The 22922-nt window shown below is 36.5% G+C and carries 18 protein-coding genes; 4 read left to right on the forward strand and 14 right to left on the reverse strand.

Annotated features, from left to right (window positions below; translation table 11 throughout):
* Window positions 1-15 precede the first annotated feature (15 nt).
* The 8 genes from ACM55G_RS09190 to ACM55G_RS09225 all read right to left on the reverse strand — a co-directional run bounded on the left by ACM55G_RS09190 (window position 16) and on the right by ACM55G_RS09225 (window position 9262).
* The gene (locus ACM55G_RS09190; protein WP_416843613.1) at window positions 16-666 is read right to left on the reverse strand and encodes a GNAT family N-acetyltransferase; all 651 of its coding nucleotides are present in this window, start codon (window positions 664-666) and stop codon (window positions 16-18) included.
* 93 nt (window positions 667-759) lie between these two features.
* On the reverse strand, window positions 760-2181 hold the full coding sequence (locus tag ACM55G_RS09195; protein ID WP_416843614.1) for an NAD-dependent succinate-semialdehyde dehydrogenase: 1422 nt from the start codon (window positions 2179-2181) through the stop codon (window positions 760-762).
* Window positions 2178-3479 carry an aspartate aminotransferase family protein gene (locus ACM55G_RS09200; protein WP_416843615.1) on the reverse strand — a complete coding sequence of 434 codons (1302 nt, stop codon included), beginning with the start codon at window positions 3477-3479 and terminating at the stop codon, window positions 2178-2180. The genes ACM55G_RS09195 and ACM55G_RS09200 overlap by 4 nt, the downstream gene beginning before the upstream one ends.
* On the reverse strand, window positions 3472-3957 hold the full coding sequence (locus ACM55G_RS09205) for an Lrp/AsnC family transcriptional regulator (protein ID WP_416843616.1): 486 nt from the start codon (window positions 3955-3957) through the stop codon (window positions 3472-3474). The genes ACM55G_RS09200 and ACM55G_RS09205 overlap by 8 nt, the downstream gene beginning before the upstream one ends.
* Window positions 3958-4013: 56 nt before the next feature.
* On the reverse strand, window positions 4014-5609 hold the full coding sequence (locus tag ACM55G_RS09210; protein WP_416843617.1) for an amidohydrolase: 1596 nt from the start codon (window positions 5607-5609) through the stop codon (window positions 4014-4016).
* Between the two features lie 56 nt (window positions 5610-5665).
* Complete coding sequence (locus ACM55G_RS09215; protein WP_416843618.1) at window positions 5666-7012, reverse strand: aspartate aminotransferase family protein; 1347 nt, start codon at window positions 7010-7012, stop codon at window positions 5666-5668.
* Window positions 7013-7077: 65 nt separating this feature from the next.
* On the reverse strand, window positions 7078-7725 hold the full coding sequence (locus ACM55G_RS09220) for a GNAT family N-acetyltransferase (protein WP_416843619.1): 648 nt from the start codon (window positions 7723-7725) through the stop codon (window positions 7078-7080).
* A gap of 10 nt (window positions 7726-7735) precedes the next feature.
* Window positions 7736-9262, reverse strand: a complete 1527-nt coding sequence (locus ACM55G_RS09225) for a Na+/H+ antiporter NhaC family protein (RefSeq protein ID WP_416843620.1) — start codon at window positions 9260-9262, stop codon at window positions 7736-7738.
* A gap of 200 nt (window positions 9263-9462) precedes the next feature.
* Here ACM55G_RS09225 and mmsA point away from each other — a divergent pair, with 200 nt between their 5' ends.
* From mmsA to ACM55G_RS09240, 3 genes are all read left to right on the forward strand, one after another.
* The gene (mmsA, locus tag ACM55G_RS09230) at window positions 9463-10920 is read left to right on the forward strand and encodes a CoA-acylating methylmalonate-semialdehyde dehydrogenase (protein WP_416843621.1); all 1458 of its coding nucleotides are present in this window, start codon (window positions 9463-9465) and stop codon (window positions 10918-10920) included.
* 102 nt (window positions 10921-11022) lie between these two features.
* The gene (locus tag ACM55G_RS09235) at window positions 11023-11472 is read left to right on the forward strand and encodes a GNAT family N-acetyltransferase (protein WP_416843622.1); all 450 of its coding nucleotides are present in this window, start codon (window positions 11023-11025) and stop codon (window positions 11470-11472) included.
* Between the two features lie 17 nt (window positions 11473-11489).
* Window positions 11490-12824 carry an aminotransferase family protein gene (locus tag ACM55G_RS09240; protein WP_416843623.1) on the forward strand — a complete coding sequence of 445 codons (1335 nt, stop codon included), beginning with the start codon at window positions 11490-11492 and terminating at the stop codon, window positions 12822-12824.
* Between the two features lie 115 nt (window positions 12825-12939).
* Here ACM55G_RS09240 and ACM55G_RS09245 read toward each other — a convergent pair whose 3' ends face one another.
* Window positions 12940-13896, reverse strand: coding sequence for an aldo/keto reductase (locus ACM55G_RS09245; protein WP_416843624.1), 957 nt, complete (start codon window positions 13894-13896; stop codon window positions 12940-12942).
* A gap of 333 nt (window positions 13897-14229) precedes the next feature.
* Between ACM55G_RS09245 and ACM55G_RS09250 the strand changes: the two genes are divergently transcribed.
* Window positions 14230-15288, forward strand: coding sequence for a type I restriction endonuclease (locus ACM55G_RS09250; RefSeq protein WP_416843625.1), 1059 nt, complete (start codon window positions 14230-14232; stop codon window positions 15286-15288).
* A gap of 105 nt (window positions 15289-15393) precedes the next feature.
* Here ACM55G_RS09250 and ACM55G_RS09255 read toward each other — a convergent pair whose 3' ends face one another.
* The 5 genes from ACM55G_RS09255 to ACM55G_RS09275 form a co-directional block, all read right to left on the reverse strand.
* Complete coding sequence (locus ACM55G_RS09255) at window positions 15394-16935, reverse strand: acyl-CoA carboxylase subunit beta (RefSeq protein WP_416843626.1); 1542 nt, start codon at window positions 16933-16935, stop codon at window positions 15394-15396.
* A 3-nt stretch (window positions 16936-16938) separates the two neighbouring features.
* Complete coding sequence (gene accC, locus ACM55G_RS09260; protein ID WP_416843627.1) at window positions 16939-18381, reverse strand: acetyl-CoA carboxylase biotin carboxylase subunit; 1443 nt, start codon at window positions 18379-18381, stop codon at window positions 16939-16941.
* A 109-nt stretch (window positions 18382-18490) separates the two neighbouring features.
* Window positions 18491-18976 carry an acyl-CoA carboxylase biotin carboxyl carrier protein subunit gene (locus ACM55G_RS09265; RefSeq protein ID WP_416843628.1) on the reverse strand — a complete coding sequence of 162 codons (486 nt, stop codon included), beginning with the start codon at window positions 18974-18976 and terminating at the stop codon, window positions 18491-18493.
* 103 nt (window positions 18977-19079) lie between these two features.
* Window positions 19080-21272 carry a B12-binding domain-containing radical SAM protein gene (locus tag ACM55G_RS09270; protein ID WP_416843629.1) on the reverse strand — a complete coding sequence of 731 codons (2193 nt, stop codon included), beginning with the start codon at window positions 21270-21272 and terminating at the stop codon, window positions 19080-19082.
* A 298-nt stretch (window positions 21273-21570) separates the two neighbouring features.
* On the reverse strand, window positions 21571-22854 hold the full coding sequence (locus ACM55G_RS09275) for an MFS transporter (RefSeq protein ID WP_416843630.1): 1284 nt from the start codon (window positions 22852-22854) through the stop codon (window positions 21571-21573).
* Window positions 22855-22922: the final 68 nt, after the last annotated feature.

A 22922-nucleotide genomic window follows, 5' to 3' on the forward strand; every position in this document is an offset into this window, starting at 1 on the left:
AAACTGAATACTTTTTTAATGGTTCTCTATTAATTTAGTGTTTGCATCCAAAGGCCAATACATCAAAACCGAACAATTTCCGCTTCTGGGATCATCTAAATAATCAAACAAAGGCTCTACCAAAATGAATCCGCATTTGGTTTGAGCCGTAACTGTTGGATCAACAACTTCACCTTTTATCAGTTTATCACAATATGTTGCAATAGTCATTTGATCTTTTACTTTGTCAAAGCCAATAGGCATCCCAGCCGTCATTTGTCCTTTGCAACCCAATTCTTTCGCCACATCTTGACGGGCATTATAAATTGCTCTTCCAATCCCTTTTCCCTGGTAATCCGGATGAACAGAAACATCCAATCCATAAATCCAGTCGGCCTCAGGATCATGTGTTCCCAACCATAAATCATCTGAAATTTCCAAAAAAGTATGATGTCCTTTGTGATAATTTTGACGCAAAGTCGTACAGGAAGCAATTACTTTATCACCATCCAAAACAATAAACTGGCCTTCTGGAAAAATCTCTAAATGTCTTTTATATTTTTCCTCCGTAATTAATTCCTCAGCAGATAAAGTAGGAAAAACTATTTCTTGCAATTCCGCTTGCTGTTTTGCATGTTCCGGCAAAGGCGTCTGCAATGTGTATTTACCTGAAATTTCTTTTTTCATAATTTTTTATTTAATCTTGTTATCATTTAGAACACCTCTCTCAACCGCGCTCGTGATGATAAAAACAGATTCACTATCTGCAATCAAAAATCTTTATGACATATTGCCGTAACTGATTAATTTTAATTCCATGTACTCTTTTAATCCTTCAGACCCGGATTCATGACCTATTCCGCTACTTTTCCAACCCGAAAATGGTAACTCCGTTCCTTGAGGAGCCCATTCATTAATTCCTACCATTCCAAATTCAAGATTTTCAGCATAGAAATTAGCTGTTTTTATATGATTGGTAAAGGCATAAGAAGCCAAGCCGTATTCAGTATCATTTGCCCATTCGATAACCTGTTCTTTAGTTTCAAAAGGAATCACAATCATCAAAGGTCCAAAGATTTCTGTTTTGATAAAAGATTGACTTTGCCGTGCTTCAATTAATGCCGGATGCACAAAAAATCCTTTTTCAGCAGGTTCACCTCCAATATGAATTGTTGCTCCTTCGCTTTTCGCTTTTTCAAGCATAACCAAGGAATGTTCCTGTTGTTTTTTATTAATAAGTGGCCCCAGAAAATCGATATCTCCACCGTTAATACCAGTTTTCAATTTTGAAATATCATCCTTCACAATAGCAACGAATTGCTCAAAAATGGCTGCATGAACATAAAACCGTTGTGGTGAAACACAAACTTGGCCACAATTCCTCAATTTAGCAATCAAAGCTTGATGAGCAATTACATCTACATCTACATCTTTATCGATAATTACTGGCGCATTTCCACCAAGTTCCAAAGATAATTTAGTAGCCGTTTTTGATGCGCCATCCATAAGTATTTTCCCCACTCGGGTACTTCCGGTAAAACTTATTTTTTTCAACAAAGGATTATCGATCATTTCGGTTCCTGTGGAAACCGGTTCTGTGTTGATTAAATTGAAAACTCCATTAGGAATCCCAGCTTCGTGTAGGGCTGTAGCCAAATTAAAACTCGACAAAGGCGTAAATTCTGAACCTCTCATTACTACGGAGCAACCAGCGGCCAAAGCGGCGGCAACAGCACGTGAAGGATTATAAGCCGGAAAATTCCAAGCCGTAATCACTCCCACAACTCCTACCGGCTGATAAATAACCATCGCTCTTTTATCGGCTCTATTCGTAGGAACTACTCGTCCATAATTTCTTTTTCCTTCCTCTGCAAACCATTCAAAAAGATTAGCAGAAACTTGCCATTCTCCTCTTGATTCCAACATTGGTTTTCCTGTCTCCAATGAGGTTTCCTTTGCGAAAGTCTCTACGTTTGTCCGAATATAATTCGCTGCTTTTTTTAATATTTCAGCCCTAAAATAAGGCGTTGTACTTTTCCATTCTTTGAAAGAAGCATCAGCGGCTGCAATTGCCAAATTACAATCAGCAACGTTTCCAAAAGGTACTTTATCAATTAGTTCTTCGGTAGCGGGACTTTGCAAATCCCAAGTGGTGCCATCCAATGCATCACACCATGCTCCATTTATATATTGCTTTCTCATAGTAGTATTTCTTTTATTGTTTCTTCTAAAATTGACAAGCCTTTTTCTAAAATTTCATCTTCTATAAATAATGGACTTAAAATTCGGATGCAATTTCCGTACGTTCCAGAAGTGATTACGATTAGTCCTTTCTCTAAACATTTATTGACAATGGATTTTGTGGCATCACCATCAGGCATTTTAGTTTCTGGATTAAAAAATTCGATTGCCAACATAGCTCCCAATCCACGAACATCAGTAATGTTTTTCGGATATTTTGCCTGTAACTGATTGAATCTGTCTCGAACTATCTTACCTACTTTATCTCCAGCCGCATTGATATTATTTTTTTGCATGTAATTGATACTTGCCAATGAAGCCACACAACTCAATGGATTTCCCAAATACGTTCCTCCAATAAGTCCGGGCTTTACAGCATCCATAATTTCTTGTTTACCTATAACTGCACCAATTGGCATTCCGCCACCCATAGATTTAGCCCAAGTTGACAAATCTGGAGTTACTCCATAATGCTCATAAGCGGCCCATTTTCCTGTACGACCAAAACCGGATTGCACCTCATCAAAAATCAAGACAATGTTATTTTCGGTACAGAATTTACGCAAGTATTGAACATATTTTTTGGAAGCAACCGTAAAGCCACCTTCACCTTGTACTAATTCCAAAATAATTGCAGCCGTTTGACTTACTGAAACGGTTGATGAAAACGTTTTATGCAACTTCATAATCATCAAATCATCAAACTCATCGGCAGTCATTCTGGCGCTCATACTCGGTTTATAATACGGAAATTCCAAACGGTATACTTCAGGAGCATAAGGCCCGGCACCTTCTTTGTATTTCACATTAGATGTCAAAGTCATCGCCATCATTGTACGTCCGTGAAAGGAACCGTCATAACAGATAATTCCTGCTTTTCCGGTTACGGCACGAGCAATTTTTATGGCATTTTCAACGGATTCAGCACCAGACAAAGTCAGCATTGCTTTAGTAGATTCACCATGCGGCAAAATCTCACACAATTTTTCCGTTAAGTCTAAATATTGTTCGTAAACGGAAATATTGAAGGAGGCATGAATGAATTTATCTGCTTGACTTTTGATCGCTTCAATAATTTCTGGCACACCGTGTCCTGCATTATTTACCCCAATTCCTCCCGCAAAATCAATCAATTCTCTTCCATCAGCATCAATAATTATAGCTCCTTTGGCAGATTGGATACTAGATAGATTGAAAATTCCTAAAGCGTTTGGAACACTTTTCTTTCTTCTTTCGTATAATTTGTCTGTATTATTCATGTTGCTTGCTTGATAATTTTGCCAATTCTAAATCGGGTTGCGCGAATTTGTAAATTTTCATATACATATTTGTTTTGGTATCAAAAACACCTTCCATCGCATGAATTTTATCGCCTAACAATTCATTCAAATGCTCCATATCCCGACACATAATATTAGCTTCAATATCATAATCCCCTGAAACAGATGCCAAAAAACTAATTTCTGGCAACTTTGTTAATTCCTCAAAAATGGTTTTCATGTATGATTTTGGTTTAACCGAAATCAAGACACTTGCGTATGCATTAAACCCAATTTTATTAGGATCGACCCTTCCAATTATTTGCAAAGTGCCATCTTCAATTAAGTTAATATAACGGTGTCTTATGGTACTCACTGCCACATTAATTTCTTTTGATATTTCAGTAAACGACATTCTGCCATCTTTTTGAAGCAGCTTCAATATTTGGTAATCTAGTTCATCATCTAATGCGCTCATCTTTTTTCTATTTTAATAACCCTATCATATTTTAAAAGCCTGATAAGGTATAATTTCTACTCTCTTTTATATTTTAATTCTCCATCTACCCAAGTTTCATTGGCTTCAACGGTAGAGACATCGTCTAATTTAAATGGATTTTTATTCAAAACAATAAAATCGGCATATTTCCCTGTGGAAAGACTTCCTTTTATATTCTCTAAATTATCCGCAATCGCACTTCCTACAGTATAGGCGCGTAAAGCTTGCTCGAAAGTTATTTTCTGGCTTTCGCCAATGACAAACCCATCCATTGCTTTTCGGGTAACGGCCGTTTCCATATTAACCCAGGGATTTATTTCTTTCACCACGGGTCCATCGGTAGATAAGGCTAAATTTATTCCATTATCCAAAACCGTTTTGCAAGGGTAAACCACCTCTAATAATGCGTCTGGCAAAGTGCTTTTGAAATTGTTTGCCAATTCATAAATGAATATCGGTTGCATCGCTGCAGTCATATTCATCTGTTTAAAATCTTTTATATTTTCATTGGATAAAAATCCAACATGCTCAATCCTGTGTTTTATAGTATCATCTATTTTGAACAAATCGCGATACACTTTCAAAGTCAAATCAACCGCTTGATGCCCAATTGCATGTGTGGCAACCGAGAATCCTTTTTCAACAGCTTCTTTTGCTGTTTGATAAAACTTATCGTAATCCAATCTCAGAACGCCTTTATATCCGTCCGTATTTTTATACGGAACATTCAATGCCGCAGTAGCCGAACTCAAACCACCATCTGAAAAAAACTTCACGGTTTTTATTTGCAAAAATTCCGATTCGTATTGTTCGGGTAAAACCTGGATTTCATCACTTCCATCCGGAATTCTAAGCGGAAAAACATTCATTCGCACTTTCAACAATCCTTCTTGATCTAATTTAATATAAGCTGCCAATAATTCCTCATTTGCAGCCGGATCAGTAGCGCTTGTAATTCCCAAAGTCAACAAATATTGATGTGCTTCCAGAATCATGTTTTTATATTCTTCGAAAGTAAATGGAGGAATGTTATTCATGATTAATCCCAAAGCTCTTTCGGTAAAAATACCTTGTAAACTTCCATCTTGATTTTTGCGAATTTCTCCTCCAAAAGGAACCTCAGTAGCTTCATCAACTGCTGAAATAGCTATGGCTTTTGAATTGGCAATTCCAATGTGAGCGCAAGTTCTAATTACAAAAACAGGTCTGTCAGAAATAATATCGTCCAAATCTTCTTTGGTTGGCAATCGTTTTTCTTCGAGTACCATTTCATTAATTCCACGAGCCATAATCCACTCCGAAGTCGCGTTTTTCTCGGCAAAATCTTTTAATAATTTTTTGAATTCCACAATGGATTTTACACCTCGAACATCCAACATATACGTTCTAAGATGTCCAATTTTCCAAACATGGATGTGGGCATCATTCAAACCCGGAACAACTGTTTGTCCGTTAAAATCAAATTCTTTAGAAAAAGAACCAAATTGATTTCGCAATTCGGATTCAGTTCCAGTTCCTTCAATTTTCCCCAAATGGTTAATTACCATGGAATCCGCTTTTGCAAAAGCAGGATCCATGGTTATAATATTAGCATTATATATCAGTTTAAAAGTCATAAAGTCTACTGTCATAAAGTTTCAATATCAACAAAGTCTTTATGACTTTCGACATTAAAACTTTCGTCAAATTATTTTCTTTCGTTCAATACTTCTTGAATAGCATTTTCAATTACATCCAATCCCTCGTGTAATTGTTCGTCAGTGATAACAATTGGAGGCAAAAAACGAATACAATTGGTATACAATCCAGCTCTGATCAATATCAATCCGTTTGCAACTGATTTTTTGATTACTGCCATTGCAAAATCCATATCAGGCTCTTTGGTTTTTTTATCTTTTACAAATTCTACTACTAGCATCGCTCCTACGCCTCTTACATCTCCAATACAAGAAAATTTATCTGCCATCGCATTTAATCGTGTTCTTATGGCTTCACCCACATGAACCGATTTTGCCAAAAATTCCGGTGTATTAATTTGTTTAACGGTTTCAAGTGCTGCCACTACAGCAATTGGACTTCCAGAATACGTTCCTCCAACACCTCCTAAATGCGGTGCATCCATCATCTCTGCTTTACCAGTTACGGCGCTAATTGGCAAACCTGAACCAATCGATTTTGCCATAGTCACCATGTCAGGAATCACTCCGCTGTGCTCAATGGAAAGAAATTTCCCTGTTCTACCGGCTCCTGCCTGAACCTCATCGGCAATGAAAACGATACCATGTTCATCACAAACTTTTCTGATTTTTTCCAAGAAACGTTTTGGTACAGGAATAAAACCACCTTCTCCTTGAACCGGTTCGATAATAATTGCTGCAACCGAAGAAGGATCAACGTGTGAAATTAAATTCTGGTCAAAACGCTCGATACAAAAATCTATATATTCCTCTTCCGTAAAATTATCGGGTTTGCGATATACATTTGGAGAATGAAAACGATAAATATCTTGGGCATAGCTACCAAACCCTTTTTTAAATAAAGCGTATTTACTAGTTAAACTCAACGTAAGCAAAGTCCTACCGTGATACGCTCCTTCGAAACAAATTACGGCTGGTCGCTTCGTATAATATCGTGCAATTTGAACTGCATTCTCTACCGCCTCAGATCCGGAACAAGCCAATAATGTTTTCTTAGGAAAATCTCCGGGTGTAATTTTGTTTAGTAATTCGGCAAACTCTAAATAGGGTTCAAAAGTAGTCACCAATGCACCCGTATGCAGGTATTTATCCATTTGGGCTTTTATTGCATCAACAACTGCTTTTGGTCTGTGACCCAAATTTACCATCCCGATTCCTCCCGCAAAATCAATCAATTGATTTCCATCTACATCCCATACTAAAGCGCCTTCAGCCTTTTCAACAACCACTTCGGTAGATTTTCCCAAACCAGCAGGTAAAGCGGCGGCTCTTCTTGCTAACATTTCTTTGCTCTTTGGTCCAGGAATTTCTGATACTTTCTTAATTTGAGTTCCCATTTTTTTCTATTTAATTATATTCTGAATTTTATTCAAACTTGCTATTCTTCTTTTTTACTCAGGAATTATAAACTATAATTTTCATCGACCGGATAGTACATTAAAACACTGGCATATCCCGCTTCTGGATCATTGATATAATTATACAAAGCCCTTATCCATATAAACCCTGCATTTCGTTGTGGCGTAATAGTTGGATCCGTAAATTCTTTTTTCTCTAATGCTTCACAATATGCTGCAATGGTCATTTTATCTTTTACTTTTCCGTAACCAATAGTCATTCCCGCAATAATTTGTCCTGTGATTCCAAGGCTTTTACATACGTCATGCCGTGCTTTATACAGTTCTTTAGAAAGTCCTAAACCACGATATTCAGGTAACACACCCATATCAATCCCATACAACCAATCTCCATCGGGTACCTGAACATTTGTAAGCCACAAATTATCTGTTTCTTCCAAAAAAGTACTGTCGTGTTCCGGGAAATTGCACCTGAAAGTACTTGCAGATGCTATAACCTTCCCTTCATTTTCTACTACAATTTGGCCTTCTGGAAATATTTTAATATGATTTGCAAAATGCTTTCTATTCAAAATTTCTGATTCGTGCAAAGTTGGATAACATTGCGATTGTACATACTCCATCTGAATGACATCTTCTAATTTAGCATTCCGAATTACAAATTGATTTTCAAAAACACTTTTGCTTATCATCTTTTTACTTTTAAATTACATATCCGGCTATTAAATAGAAGAGTGATGACACTCCAAATATTACTAACTGATATGGAAATTGTGAGATACCATGTTTCATCATCTCTATTTTACAAGATTGCGCCGTAAGAACCCTATTATCAGAGAAGAAACAAGCTGCAGCTCCCCATACGGTTCCAGATGCCAACGCTCCTTGTGTCAACCAAAAATCAGCTCCTATTGTGCGTGATAATATAGCAGTTGTGGGAACTAAAATCGCATATATTCCCCAGTTAGAACCTGTAGCCCAACATATCCATGCCACTAAAGCAAAAACAACAAAAGGAAGTGTCACGCTATTCAACCAGCTAATTCCTTGTAATTTCTCGGCTACAAATTCATTAAAACCCAATCCGTTTTGTACATCTTTTAACAAATAGGTCATTCCTAAAACTACCAACACAAAAGTGATTGATTCCATCCCTTTAACGAAGTTGTTTGATATCTTATTGAATTTAATTACTCCTAATACTAAATAAAACAAGTACGTAAAAACACAAGCGGTGGCTACTCCACGGAGTGCATCAATACTACTAAAAATAGATTCAGAAGAAAAAGTAACACTACCCCAATATTCTGAATCATAGGGATAAGGTAAAATAGTACACCAAATTAAAATAACCAAAGGCAAAATGAAATATACTAACTTCCCTTCTCTGGCTAATTTTTTCTTAACATTTACAATTTCGGCATCAATTACTTTCACATTGGCCTCCGCTTGCCTGATTGCTTTTGAATCCGGAATTAACTGGAATACTACTAGTGCGCCAAGAATTAAAGAAATCCAAGCCGAAAAATTATAAGGAATTGTTCCCAAAAATGCTTCAATAGGACTCGTAATAACTTTTCCAGCACTATTTAAAACACCTCCTTCAATAGCTGCTATTTGAGTTCCATAAAAAATAGTCCAAGTCGAAATGGGCACTATTATCGTCAACGGTACGCATACAAAACTCAAAACCAAAGCCAATTTTTCTCTTGAAACACCAAATTTATCTGTAATGGGTCTCATCGTATTACCAATAGACAATGCACTTAAATAATCATCCAGAAAAAAGAAAAAACTTAGAAAATAAGTCATAATTAGCGACTGTTTTTTATTAGTAACATGCTTTTCTGAATACTTTCCCACAGCATTAATTCCACCAGAAGCCACTAACAATTGCACAAATGCACCATATAATATACAAACTAAAATTACCCAAATAAGTCCTTGATCATGAGCATCCCTGGAAATCGATGAAAACATTCCATCAAACATATTCAAAGGAAAAATCATTCCTTCTCCATCAGGAAAAAATTCTTTGGATCCACCATGCATGGCTAACAATACAAATCCAACACCACATCCAATAACCAACGGTTCTAATGCTTTTCTTGTTATAATCGCAATCCCTAACACAGTAAACGCAGGTATTAAAGCATGCCAATTGATAAAATAACAAAGTGCTGCCAAAAACAGTAAGGCTACTCCAATAAAGGTTGAGATTGATTTCATTGATTTTTTTTGGTTAATTAAAAATAATTTAAATAGGTTAGCTTTTAAACTTTTGGATCCACTTAATTATTACATATTGTAAAAAAGTTAAAATAAATAGTATTCTTTTGTAAATCTAACAATATTTATAATATACGCAAAAAATATTATTGTATTTTTACAAAATAGTGTACATTTAAAAAAAACTAAAAAGTATAATTATGGTATTTGAGGAAGTCAAAAACTTTATAAATGGGGAGTTTAAATCCGGAAGCTCCAGCAAAATTCATACTGTTATATCCCCTTTGGACGGAACTGAATTATCTACTTTCAACGAATCTACTATGGAAGATTTGAATGAAATTATCAGTTTTGCACAAAAAGCACAAAAAGCCTGGCAAAAAATTACCTTAAAAGAACGCGTACAGGTTTTCTATAAATACAAACAATTACTGGAACAAAACAGCAGTGAACTAACCGAAATTATTTACCGTGAAAATGGGAAAATTCACGGCGAAGCCAAAGCTGAAATTGATAAAGCCATTGAACTAACCGAATTTGCCTGTTCACTGCCCCAATTTGTAAATGGAGAGAATATGGAAGTCAGTAAAGGGGTTTACTGTTCTTCCACTAAATTACCGTTGGGAATTGTAGCTTCAATTGTGCCTTTTAATTTCCCAAGTATGGTTCCTCATTGGACCATTGTAAATGCAATTGCATTGGGAAATGCTTTTATTCTAAAACCGTCTGAAGCAGTGCCAATCAGTAGTCAATATATCGCGAAATTATTGAAAGAAGCCGGACTTCCTGATGGTTTATTCAATATTATAAATGGAACACAAGCTACTGTTGAGAATCTTTGTGATCACCCAGCTATCAAAGCCATCACTTTTGTAGGTTCTACGAAAGTGGCTAAAATAGTGTATCAAAGAGCCAGTCAAAATTTGAAACAAGTTTTAGCCCTTGGCGGCGCAAAAAACCATATCATTCTTCTTCCAGATGCGCATCCTGATATGGCTTCTTCAAATATTGTGGCTTCTATGACTGGTTGTGCAGGACAACGCTGTATGGCTGCGGCTACTTTAATAGCAGTAGGAAATTGCGATGCTATTCTAGACAAATTAATTAATGATGCTACTAAAATTCAATGTGGCACAACATTGGGTGCCGTTATTACGAAAGCGGCCAAAGAAAGAATTGAGTCCTATATAACTGAAGCCGAACAACAAGGTGCCAAAATCATTTTGGATGGAAGAAATACTATTGTTCCCGGAAAAGAAAACGGTTTTTATGTTGGACCAACTATTGTAGATTATGCGACTGCAGCTATGCGTGTGGCAAAAGAAGAAATATTTGGGCCAGTCCTTACTATTGTTCGCGTGGACACGATTGATGAAGCTTTAGCAATTGAAAATAGAAATCCTTATGGAAATGCTTGTTCCGTTTTTACACAAAGCGGTGGTTTGGCAAATTATGTAACTGAAAATGCATCTGCAGGAATGTGCGGTGTAAACATTGGTGTTCCTGTTCCCAGAGAACCTTTTGGTTTTGGCGGATGGAATGAATCGAAATTTGGTTCAGGAGATATTACAGGGAAAAGTGCTATTGGATTTTTTACCAAAGAAAAGAAAACTACTACCAAATGGAATCCGGAAGCGGGAACCAACTGGATGAGTTAAATCTTCCATTCAATAAGCCTACTAAGCTCCTAAAGGAGAGAAAGCTGAAAATTAAATAATAATTTGTATTTTTAAGTTCTAAACCATTTAAAATAAACAGATATGATACGAAAAGCTACTCTACAAGATTTGGATGAATTGGCACCATTGTTTAATCAATACTTGATTTTCTATAAAAAACCATCTAATTACGAAAAACACAAATCCTATTTAAAAGAACGAATAGAGAATAATGAAGCTATTATTTTTTTAGCTTTTGATGAAGATAATAAAGAAAAAGTCATCGGATTTACTTTAATCTATATCACTTTCTCGTCTTTGGCATTGAATAAAATACTGATTTTAAATGATTTATTTGTTGATTCTGCTATTCGAAAAAAAGGAATTGGAGAACAATTGATTCTAAAAACTGTTGATTTGGCAAAAGAATTAGGCTCTGATTTAATTCGATTGAGAACGGCAAAAAACAACAGCACAGCGCAAGGGCTCTATCACAAAATGGGGTTCAAAAGAGACGAATATCTTTACAGCTATGATCTTGCTGTAAAATAAACTATATAAATAAAAGCATGTTGACCAAAGACCAAATAATAAATGATAGTAAACAATACAGCTTGTTTACTTGGGTTGCCCAAAAAAATGTAAATCCTATTCCGATAGAAAGAGCCGAAGGCGTTTATTTATATGAAGTAGGCGGTAAAAAAATCATCGATTTCTCGAGCGGATTAATGTCGGTGAATATAGGTCATGGCGACCAGCGTGTTACGGATGCCGTAGTAGCGCAAATGCAAAAAGTGAGTTATGTAACGCCTTCTTGTACCACCGAAATCCGAGCCAAATTAGCTAAAAAACTAGCGGAAATTTGTCCTGGAGATTTAAATAAGGCTTTTTTTACGCTTTGCGGTGCTTCATCCATTGAAAATGCCATAAAACTAGCCCGTTTGTATACTGGAAAACATAAAATATTTGGAAGATACAGAGGCTTTCACGGAAATTCATCCGCAAGTATGACTGTTGGTGGCGATCCTAGAAAACAATATACTGATGCGCAGCAATCGACTAATATTTTTCATCTTGATGATCCTTATGATTTTTATGGATTAAGCGATCAAAATGAGGAAACAAGATTAAAATGGAGCTTAGATGCTGTAGAAAGAATTATTCGCTATGAAGGAGGTCATACTATTGCTGCTTTTATCTTCGAAGGAGAAAGCGGCTCCTCCGGTTGTCTCCATTATCCAAACGGATATTTAAAAGGCATCAAAGTGTTATGCGAAAAATATGAAATCCTTTTTATTGCCGACGAAGTAATGAGCGGTTTTGGAAGAACCGGAAAATGGTTCGGATTTGAACATAGCGATATCATCCCAGATATGATTTGCATGGCAAAAGGGTTGACTTCCTCTTATTTACCGTTGGGCTGTTTAATGGTTTCGGATAAAATTGCCGCAAAATATGAGGATTCCCCTTTATGGTTGGGATTGACCTATAATTCACATCCGGTTTCTTTGGCGGCTTCACTAGCAGTTGTTACCATTTATGAAAGCGATAATTTGATAGAAAACACCAATAAAATGGGTGCTTATATGGAGAAACGGCTTAACGAAATGCGAGCGCAACATCCTTCAATAGGTGACTTTAGAAACAAAGGATTATTAGGTTGTTTAGATGTTGTAAAAAGTAAAGAACCCTATCAGTTGATGGCTCCTTTTAATGCTAATGCTACCGAAATGGAAGTTATGAATAAAGTGGGTGCTAAATTAAGAGAATTAGGATTGTACACTTTTGTGCGTTGGGGTTACATTTTTATTGCTCCACCATTAATGATAAATGAGGAACAAATTGATGAAGGCTTAGCCATCATTTCTCAGGCATTAAGCATTGCCGATGAATATGTGATTTAATCCTTCCGTTTTAGTTATAAAAAAAAGCTGGCTTTATAGACAGCCTTTTTCATAACTATTTTTAGAAATTTACTTTCTTAAAAGTAATGACCCATACGGTTCCACTGTATCATTATTATTCCAAAATCCTCTCCATCTCCAATAATTCGGCTGTGGAGAAATCCAAGTTCTGCAAACTGTCGATATTATTATTCAATTGCGCCACAGAGCTGGCGCCAATCAAAACAGAAGTGATTCGGTTGTCTTTTAACAACCAAGCCAAAGCCATTTGAGCCAAAGACTGATTTCTCTCCTGTGCAATGGTATTCAGCTGAATGATTTTCTGGATTCTTTCCACCGAGACTTCATCCGTTTTTAAATGACCGTTTGGATTCGAAGCCCTCGAATTTTCTGGAATCCCTTTTAGGTATTTGTCTGTTAAAAGTCCTTGTGCCAAAGGTGAAAAAGCAATACATCCCACTCCCTTTTCTTCTAGAACATCTAATAAACCTGCTTCTGGCTGTCGAACAAACATCGAATATTTTACTTGATGAATTAAACAAGGTGTTCCCAATCGTTTCAAAATTTCAGTTGCCTCTCTAGTTTGTTCTACATTATAATTGGATATCCCAGCGTACAAAGCTTTTCCGCTTCGCACAGCATAATCCAAGGCCATCATGGTTTCCTCCAAAGGTGTTTCCGGATCAAAACGATGTGAATAAAAAATATCCACATATTCCAGATTCATACGTTTCAAACTCTGATCTAAACTTGATAATAAATATTTTCGGGAACCCCAGTCGCCATAAGGGCCGTCCCACATCGTGTAACCGGCTTTAGTCGTAATTACCATTTCATCGCGCAAGTTTCCCTGAAAATTATTCTTTAGGATTTTTCCAAAATTAGTCTCTGCCGAACCCGGAATCGGACCGTAATTGTTGGCTAAATCAAAATGGGTAATTCCTTTATCAAAAGCTGCTTTAACGATGTTTTCTCCATTTTCAAAATTATCCACTGAACCGAAGTTATGCCATAAGCCAAGAGAAATTTGTGGCAGTAATAAACCACTTTTTCCACATCTATTGTATTTCATTTATCTGTTTTTTTTTTAATCTAATTCTAATTTAAGTTTTTTTTAGTCAGTTGCGAAAGATACTAAAATGTCCAATGATACTAAAAAAAACATCAACCGGTTTTTTTTACTGACAAAAAATAAATTAAAAATTTATCGATTGAAAAAATGTTCCCTTTTACGGGAAACCGTAAGGAATAGTAAAAAAAGAGATTGTAATTTGTATGCTAAATTATTTTATTTAACTAAATCTGTTTTAGTGATCTATATAAAAAAAGATATAGTCATCAAATACTGATTGCATAAATGGTGATTAAAAATAAAAAAATTAATAACAAATACGATAAAAAAATTATGGATTTAAGAGACCAAATTAAAGTAATTGCTGACAGAACAAAACACAAAGACCAAATACAAACTGAAGAAGCTACAAAAAATGCATTTGTAATGCCGTTTTTGCAAAGTCTGGGCTATGATGTTTTTAATCCTCTAGAGGTTGTACCTGAATTCATAGCGGATATTGGAATTAAAAAAGGTGAAAAAATTGACTACGCTATCTTTAAAGATGGAAATCCAACAATATTGATTGAGTGCAAACACTGGGCCCAAAACTTAAATATTCATGATGGACAACTATTGAGATATTTTCACGTATCAAAAGCTAAATTTGGAATTTTAACAAACGGAATCATTTACCGCTTTTATTCCGATTTAGTTTCTCCAAACAAAATGGACGAAAAACCATTCTTGGAATTCAACATAATCGATGTTAAAGACAATCAAATTGAAGAATTGAAGAAATTTCATAAAACTAATTTCGATGCTGAAAGTATTGTAAATACCGCAAGTGAATTGAAATTTATGAATGAATTAAAAATTTTACTAAATCTAGAACTTACAAATCCAACACCCGAATTTGTTAAACATTTTGCAAAACAAGTATATCCGAGTGTTGTAACTGCAAAAATTTTAGAGCAGTTTACAGAATTAACAAAAAAATCTGTTCAACAACATATTAGTGATTTAATCACAGAAAGGTTAAAAACTGCCTTGTCAAAAGAAGATGAAAAAATTAATGAGATTAACATTTCTATCGAACCAAATATAGAAGATATTAGTAAAATTAATACAACTGGAGAAGAATTAGAAGGATTTCTGATTGTCAAAACAATTTTGCGCCAAAAAACTCCTGCAACAAGAGTAACGTATCGAGATGCTCAATCCTATTTTGCTGTATTTCTAGACGACAATAATCGAAAAGCAGTGTGTAGACTTTACTTAAATGGAGGTAAGAAATATATTGGAACATTTGATGAGAACAAAAAAGAAATTAAAAACGAAATTGGAAATTTAGATGAAATTTTTAATTATTCTGACTTACTGTTAAAAACAATAGAAGCTTATGAAAAATAAGCGAAATTTTGGTAATCCACAACTAATTCATTCTGAAAATATCTTCGGAATTCAAGATCCTAAAAACCACCCCTTATCGGGTGGTTTTTCAATTCTATCCAATACTTACAAAGGAATATTCCCGTGTTTTCTATTAGGAGTCATACTTACTTTATTTTCGAGCATACTAAACGCTTTTATCAATTTGCGTCGGGTGTCTTGCGGCAGGATTACCTCATCGACAAAACCACGTTGGGCTGCTGTGTAGGGATTCGCAAACAAATCGGCATACTCCGTTTCTTTTTCCAAGAGTTTTGCCTCGTGGTCTTCGGCTTCGTTAATTTCTTTCTTGAAGATAATTTCAGAGGCTCCCTTGGCTCCCATTACGGCAATCTCGGCTGTGGGCCAAGCAAAATTCATGTCGGCACCAATGTGTTTCGAGTTCATTACATCATACGCGCCACCGTAGGCTTTACGGGTAATCACGGTCACTCTAGGCACAGTTGCTTCGCTCAGGGCATACAACAATTTCGCACCATGAACGATAATTCCGCTCCATTCTTGGTCAGTTCCCGGTAAAAACCCCGGTACATCTACCAAAACCAATAACGGAATATTAAAACAATCGCAAAAACGAGTAAATCGAGCAGCTTTTTTCGAACTGTTCACATCCAGACAACCAGCTAAAATCATCGGTTGGTTCGCTATAATTCCAATGCTTTTTCCTCCCAATCGGGCAAAACCCACGAGAATATTTTCGGCATAATTTTTATGAATTTCAAAAAATGAATCTTCGTCAATAATCCCACCGATGACTTCGTGCATATCGTATGGTTTGTTGGGATTATCCGGAATAATAGTCGCTAATTTAATTCTAACCTCATCGTTCAATTCGTAAGGTAAGTTGCGAGGTGTTTCTTTATTGCTTTGTGGCAAATAACTCAACAATCGCTTCAAATCTTCCAGACATTCCACATCATTTGCAGACGTGCAATGTGCTACACCAGACTTAGTAGAATGGGTACTCGCCCCTCCCAATTCCTCCGAAGTCACGGTTTCATTGGTTACGGTTTTCACCACATTTGGCCCTGTTACAAACATATAACTGGTATCCTCGACCATCATCGTAAAATCGGTCATGGCGGGAGAATATACCGCTCCACCGGCGCAGGGTCCCATAATCGCAGAGATTTGCGGAATCACCCCACTAGCTTGTACGTTTCTATAAAAAATATCGGCATAACCACCCAAAGAACGAACGCCTTCCTGAATACGAGCTCCACCAGAATCATTCAGTCCAATCATTGGTGCTCCCATTTTGACAGCCATATCCATAACTTTACATATTTTTTCGGCATGCGTTTCGGATAACGAACCGCCAAAAACCGTAAAATCCTGAGCAAAAATATAAACCAATCGCCCGTTTATCGTTCCGTATCCTGTAATGACTCCGTCACCATAATACAGTTCTTTTTCCATTCCAAAATCAGACGTTCGGTGCGTTACTAACATCCCGATTTCTTCAAAAGAACCTTCATCCATCAAATAATTGACGCGTTCTCTTGCAGTCAGTTTTTTATTCGAATGTTGTTTTTCGATGCGTTTTTTACCACCACCCAAATGCGCTTCGGTAATTTTATCGTTTAGTGTTTTTATTTTAGATTCCATACTTTATTGAATTGGTAAACGCACGATTTTTTGATCTTCAAAATACTGTTTCAACGCCACCAAAGCAGCGATTTCGGCTTCTTGCGCCATTTGGTTTTTCAATACATCGGCATTGTAATATTTTTTTACAAAATGCGTGTCAAATTTCCCGGAACGAAACGCCTCATGTTCAAAAACAAATTTCCCGAAAGGCAGCGTCGTCTGAACACCTTCCACCTGATAGGCTTCAATGGCTTTGATCATAATTTGTATCGCTTCATTACGGGTTTCCCCATAAGTGATTAATTTAGCTAACATCGGGTCATAATAAATCGGGATATCCATCCCTTGCTCAAAACCGTTATCCACCCGAATACCTTCCCCACTAGGCAATTGGTACACATCCAAATGACCTACACTTGGCAGAAAATCATTCATCGGATCTTCGGTATACACACGCAATTCCATCGCATGTCCTTTTATTTTCAAATCTTCTTGTTTGATTACCAATGCTTCTCCCCGTGCGACTCTGATTTGCAATTCGACTAAATCAGTTCCTGTAATCCATTCCGTAACGGGATGTTCCACTTGCAAACGGGTATTCATCTCCAAAAAGTAGAAATTATTGTTTTCATCTAATAAAAATTCGACCGTTCCTGCTCCTAAATAATCACAAGATTTGGCAACCAAAACGGCTGCTTCTCCCATTTTTTTACGCAATTCCGGTGTTAAAACCGAAGAAGGCGCTTCTTCTATCACTTTTTGATGGCGACGCTGTATGCTGCATTCTCTTTCGAATAAATACAACACATTGCCGTGACTATCCGCCATAATTTGAATTTCGATATGCCTTGGCGAGCTCACATATTTTTCTATAAAAACCGAACCATCTCCAAAAGCGGCAATCGCTTCACTGATGGCGCGATCCATTTGGGATTCGAAATCGGCTTCACCTTCTACCACACGCATTCCTTTTCCACCGCCACCTGCTGAAGCTTTAATCAAAATTGGAAAACCAATTTTCTTAGCAACTACTTTAGCTTTTTCGACATCGGTAATCGCTTCGTCAAAACCGGGAACCATTGGAATATTGTATTGCTTAACGGCATCTTTGGCCGCTAATTTACTTCCCATGATTTTTATCGCTTTCGACTTGGGACCGATAAAGATGATGTTGTTTTTTTCGGCCTCTTCTGCAAAATCCGCATTCTCACTTAGGAATCCGTAACCGGGATGAATCGCATCGACGTTTAATGATTTAGCCACTTCAATGATTTTACTTCCCAATAAATACGATTGGCTCGAAGGGGCTTCTCCAATCCAGACCGCTTCATCAGCAAATTTTACGTGAGGTGCATTTCTATCCGCCGTAGAATATACTGCTACGGTTTTAATACCCATTTTTTTTGCCGTTTTCATGACCCTGATGGCAATTTCCCCTCTATTGGCTACTAATATTTTTTTCATATTTTTAAAATAGATAAAAGAGTAAAGAGCGCTTTGCTGTTAGAGTCTAGATAAATCATCTCTAACTATTTTCTTGGTTCTTTCTTCTTATTTCTTACTTATTCACTCTTTACTCGAATTCAATTAATAACTGACCTTTGTCTACTGCATCTCCCATCAATACCGAAATCGTTTTGATAATACCATCACGAGGAGAAAGAAAACTGTTTTCCATTTTCATCGCGCCCAAAATAATTAGGTGGTCGTTTTCTTTTACAGTTTGCCCCACCACAACACTGATTTCTAAAATCAATCCGGGCATTGGTGCTTTGATAAAATTGACTTGTTTGGTAAGTCCCGTTTCAAATCCCATATCTTTGATAAGAATATCCAATGGATTTGAAATAGCAACGGTGTAGGTGTTGTTGTTTACCTTAACGGTATATTTTTTTTGAAGAAAATCAGAAGCAATGACTTCCGCTTTATAGGGAGTGTTTTCGTGTAAAATATGGAACTTATTTTTTTGCACACCTACTGCGTCCAGTTGTGAAACACTTTTCTTTTCAAAATCAAAGGAAAAAGTGTCGTTTACATTAACTTTATAAACAATACTCATTTTTTTCTTATTTTATAATTGTAAAAATAGGAAAAAGAAAACGTTTTCGTAAACCAAAAAAGAAAGTTTTATGCTAATTTAATATAGTCCTGGAAAATTAAATTTACAAAACTAACAATCCAAATTCCTGCAGGATTTTGACTGGTTTTGAGTACCAAAACAATTCAAAATCTTCCAAATGCGTTTCGAAATCAGTTTTGGTTTCCTGAAATGTATGGATTTTAGCATTCGAAACAGCCACTTTTTGTAGCATTCCAACCAGCCATTCCCCTTCCTTTTTATTGGTCTGAATGGTGAAACTTTCTTTTTTGTCATGGAAAGTCAAAGTCATCATTTCCCAGGAATTTCCTTTTTTGGATTTTGTAAAATATTCTATGAATGGCTTTCCTCCTAGCCAAACGATTTTAGCAGTGGGTTTGATGTTAAAATCATTGTCCTCTTGCAAAGCATCAAAAATAAAATCAGGTGAAATTTTGGTTTTTGGAATTTTAAATTCAAACCAATCCTGTAATTCGTAATCAAAACAGATTCCGTGCATAAAATTAAACAAGGATTTCTTGAGTCCAAAACTGAATTTATCATGATCGATTCCTGTTGCATCGGTATAATTAATATCGTTATTAGCGAAAGTTCCCAAAATTTGGGCTTCCTTTATCACACCAAATTTCTCGGGGTACAAGCCCACGGGACTGTGCGCCGTCATCGCAAATTGATGCCAAAATCCCGATTGCAATACTCCAGCTTCAAATAATTGCCGAACCATTTCGAGACTATCCACAGTTTCCTGAATGGTTTGCGTTGGGTAACCATACATCAAATACGCATGCACCATTACGCCTGCTTCAGTAAAATTTCGGGTGACTTTGGCCACTTGCTCGACCGTTACGCCTTTGTCTATTAATTTCAATAATCGATCCGAAGCCACTTCGAGTCCGCCTGAAACGGCGATACACCCTGAAGCTTTTAAAAGCAAACACAAATCTTTGGTAAAGCTTTTTTCAAATCGAATGTTGGTCCACCACGTTACCGCTAATTTCCTGCGAAGGATTTCGAGCGCGAGCGAACGCATCAAAGCCGGTGGTGCCGCTTCGTCAACAAAATGAAATCCGTTCTCGCCTGTTTGAGCAATCATTTCCTCCATTCGGTCGCACAATAAATTGGCAGCAACAGGTTCGTAGACTTTGATATAGTCCAAAGAAATATCACAAAACGTACATTTCCCCCAGTAGCAACCGTGCGCCATAGTGAGTTTATTCCAGCGTCCGTCGCTCCACATTCGGTGCATGGGATTCACAATTTCGATAACCGAAATGTATTTATCCAAAAGCAAATCAGAATAATCGGGCGTTCCTACCTGTGATTGTTTGTAATCGTGTTTTAGAGAATTATTTTTGTAAACGACTTTTCCTTCTTCCAACAAAAAGGTACGCTTATAGGAATTGTATTCTGGATTTTCAATATTGTAAATTAATTCTTCAATTGGTGCTTCGCCATCATCCAATGTAATATAATCGAAAAACTCAAAAACACGTGCATCTGAAAGCGACCGCAATTCCGTATTTGGGAAACCGCCACCCATTGAAATCTTAATTTCAGGATAATGCTTTTTCACCCATTGTGCCGAACGAAAAGCCGAATACAAATTCCCTGGAAACGGAACCGAAATCAGGAATAATGTAGGTTGAATGGTTTCAATTCTCTCTTTTAGAATCGAAAGAAGTATTTTATCGATATAGGTTGGTTCTTGTTGTAAAGCTTCGTACAACTCGTCAAAAGAATTGGCGCTTCGTCCCAAACGTTCTGCATAGCGGCTGAAACCAAAATTAGCATCCACACATTCCACAATAAAATCAGAAATATCTTCAAGGTATAAAGTTGCTAAATGTTTCGCTTTATCCTGTGTTCCCATAGTTCCAAAAGCCCAGTCGAGTTCTTCCAATTGTGCAAATCGAGAAGCTTCCGGCAAAAAATCTTCCTGACAAATTTGAAGAGCCAAGGTTGGATTTTTCCCTTGTAAAAAAGCAATAACAGGATCGATGGTTTTAAGATATTCGTCTTGTAAAGCCAGAATTCTTTGGCTATTAGCTGTTGGATTTTGGATTTTGGATTTTGGAACAGTAAACACATTCTCTAAACCTTCTTTTGAAAACAATTTCAAAATCACTTCGATACCCAAATCCGCTTGAACGGACTCAATATTTTTGGTATTCAGAAACCCTTTGATGTAAGCAGTTGCCGGATACGGTGTATTCAGTTGGGTAAAAGGAGGCGTGATGAGAAAAAGTTTGGTTTTCAAAAGGAATAAGTTTGGTGCAAAAATAAGGGATAATTCTGTTCTTTCCACAAAAGTGAAAGGCTACATTTTTATTTATTCTTTGGATTCAAGTACAAAATATAGTTCTTTTCAATTTTTAGGTAATTTGTATATCTTTAGGTCAATAATTTATATTCATTGCCCCACACTTTCTATAAAAAACCCTCTTTTCACTTTATTATTTTCATTGATTGGAAACGGTTAGAATTAAATAGAATGGCACTAAAAGAAATCTTCTTGATTGTACTGAATGTGCGAATGAGATTGAAGTAGACAGCGATCAAAACTTATGCTCTTCTTTGCTAATCATCAACAACGAAAATAAAGAGATACAGGCTGCGGTACTCAAATAAAAACCAACATAGGTCAAACTATACTGCGTTGCCAACCAAATTGCAATCATGGGTGCAAAAGCTGCTCCGATGATTCCTGCCAAATTAAATGCCAAAGAAGTACCCGAATAACGAACGGTAGTAGGAAACAATTCCGACAAGAAAGTCCCCAAAGGACCATAAGTAAATCCCATCAAAGCCATTCCAATACATAAAAACAGAGTCACTAAAATAGTACTGCCTGAGTTTAAGGAAAAAGAAAATGCAAAACCAAAAAAAGCAATAGCTGTCGTGGCATAAATTAGCATCTTTCTACGTCCAATACGATCAGCAATTAAGGCCGATACAGGAATAAAAAGTGCAAAAAACAATACCGAAAACAACTGCATTAATAGAAAATCTCTTTTGGAATAACCCAAATCAGAAGTTGCCCAGCTGAGCGTAAACACCGTCATAAGATAAAACACTAAGAAAGTAGTAATAGCGGCAAATGTTCCAAAAATCAATTGATTTTTATAAAATTTCAATAAAGTAAAAAATGGAATTTTCACTTCCTCTTGTTCTTTTTTAGAATTTTCAAAAGCGGGAGTTTCGGTGATTTTTAATCGGATATAAAAACCTACGACTACCAATAACGAACTCGCAATAAACGGAATCCTCCAGCCGTAATCCAGAAAAGCATCGGCAGTCATCGTATCTGTCAAAATCAAGAAAGTCCCTCCCGAAAGCAATAAGCCTATAGGAGCTCCCAATTGGGGAAACATACCATACCAAGCGCGTTTATTAGGCGGAGCATTTTCGATGGCCAATAATACGGCTCCACCCCATTCTCCTCCTAAACCCACTCCTTGCCCAAAGCGGCACAACATTAGTAATAAAGGGGCAGCAATTCCAATGCTAGCATAACTTGGCAAAAAACCAATACTCACCGTTGAAATACCCATCGTTAATAAAGCGATTACTAAGGTAGTCTTGCGACCGATTTTATCTCCATAATGACCAAAAACCGCCGAGCCAAGAGGCCTGGAAAGAAACGCAATCGAAAACGTCGCCAGAGATAGCAAAACCGAACTAGTACTATCTTTTGAAGGAAAAAATAATTGAGGAAAAACCAAAACGGCTGCATTTGCATAAATATAAAAATCGAAAAATTCTATAGTTGTACCAATTAAACTGCCAAAAAGAACATGTTTTAATGAATTTTCTTTATTCGGATTTGAATTATCTTTCATAGGAATGTTAAAATATTTCGATAAAATTGATATTATTTTTCGAAAGTAACAAATATTATAGTTCCAAT

It is taken from the genome of Flavobacterium algoriphilum, assembly GCF_048158655.1.
In the GTDB taxonomy this organism is placed as follows: Bacteria; Bacteroidota; Bacteroidia; order Flavobacteriales; family Flavobacteriaceae; genus Flavobacterium; species Flavobacterium algoriphilum.

Excerpts from the sequence above, each read along its gene's own strand:
- ACM55G_RS09220 (WP_416843619.1), bottom strand. The coding sequence starts at position 7,725 with ATGATAAGCAAAAGTGTTTTTGAAAATCAATTTGTAATTCGGAATGCT.
- ACM55G_RS09195 (WP_416843614.1), bottom strand. The coding sequence starts at position 2,181 with ATGAGAAAGCAATATATAAATGGAGCATGGTGTGATGCATTGGATGGC.
- ACM55G_RS09215 (WP_416843618.1), bottom strand. The coding sequence starts at position 7,012 with ATGGGAACTCAAATTAAGAAAGTATCAGAAATTCCTGGACCAAAGAGC.
- ACM55G_RS09265 (WP_416843628.1), bottom strand. The coding sequence starts at position 18,976 with ATGAGTATTGTTTATAAAGTTAATGTAAACGACACTTTTTCCTTTGAT.
- ACM55G_RS09200 (WP_416843615.1), bottom strand. The coding sequence starts at position 3,479 with ATGAATAATACAGACAAATTATACGAAAGAAGAAAGAAAAGTGTTCCA.
- mmsA (WP_416843621.1), top strand. The coding sequence starts at position 9,463 with ATGGTATTTGAGGAAGTCAAAAACTTTATAAATGGGGAGTTTAAATCC.
- ACM55G_RS09275 (WP_416843630.1), bottom strand. The coding sequence starts at position 22,854 with ATGAAAGATAATTCAAATCCGAATAAAGAAAATTCATTAAAACATGTT.
- accC (WP_416843627.1), bottom strand. The coding sequence starts at position 18,381 with ATGAAAAAAATATTAGTAGCCAATAGAGGGGAAATTGCCATCAGGGTC.
- ACM55G_RS09190 (WP_416843613.1), bottom strand. The coding sequence starts at position 666 with ATGAAAAAAGAAATTTCAGGTAAATACACATTGCAGACGCCTTTGCCG.
- ACM55G_RS09250 (WP_416843625.1), top strand. The coding sequence starts at position 14,230 with ATGGATTTAAGAGACCAAATTAAAGTAATTGCTGACAGAACAAAACAC.
- ACM55G_RS09240 (WP_416843623.1), top strand. The coding sequence starts at position 11,490 with ATGTTGACCAAAGACCAAATAATAAATGATAGTAAACAATACAGCTTG.
- ACM55G_RS09205 (WP_416843616.1), bottom strand. The coding sequence starts at position 3,957 with ATGAGCGCATTAGATGATGAACTAGATTACCAAATATTGAAGCTGCTT.
- ACM55G_RS09210 (WP_416843617.1), bottom strand. The coding sequence starts at position 5,609 with ATGACAGTAGACTTTATGACTTTTAAACTGATATATAATGCTAATATT.
- ACM55G_RS09245 (WP_416843624.1), bottom strand. The coding sequence starts at position 13,896 with ATGAAATACAATAGATGTGGAAAAAGTGGTTTATTACTGCCACAAATT.
- ACM55G_RS09235 (WP_416843622.1), top strand. The coding sequence starts at position 11,023 with ATGATACGAAAAGCTACTCTACAAGATTTGGATGAATTGGCACCATTG.
- ACM55G_RS09225 (WP_416843620.1), bottom strand. The coding sequence starts at position 9,262 with ATGAAATCAATCTCAACCTTTATTGGAGTAGCCTTACTGTTTTTGGCA.
- ACM55G_RS09255 (WP_416843626.1), bottom strand. The coding sequence starts at position 16,935 with ATGGAATCTAAAATAAAAACACTAAACGATAAAATTACCGAAGCGCAT.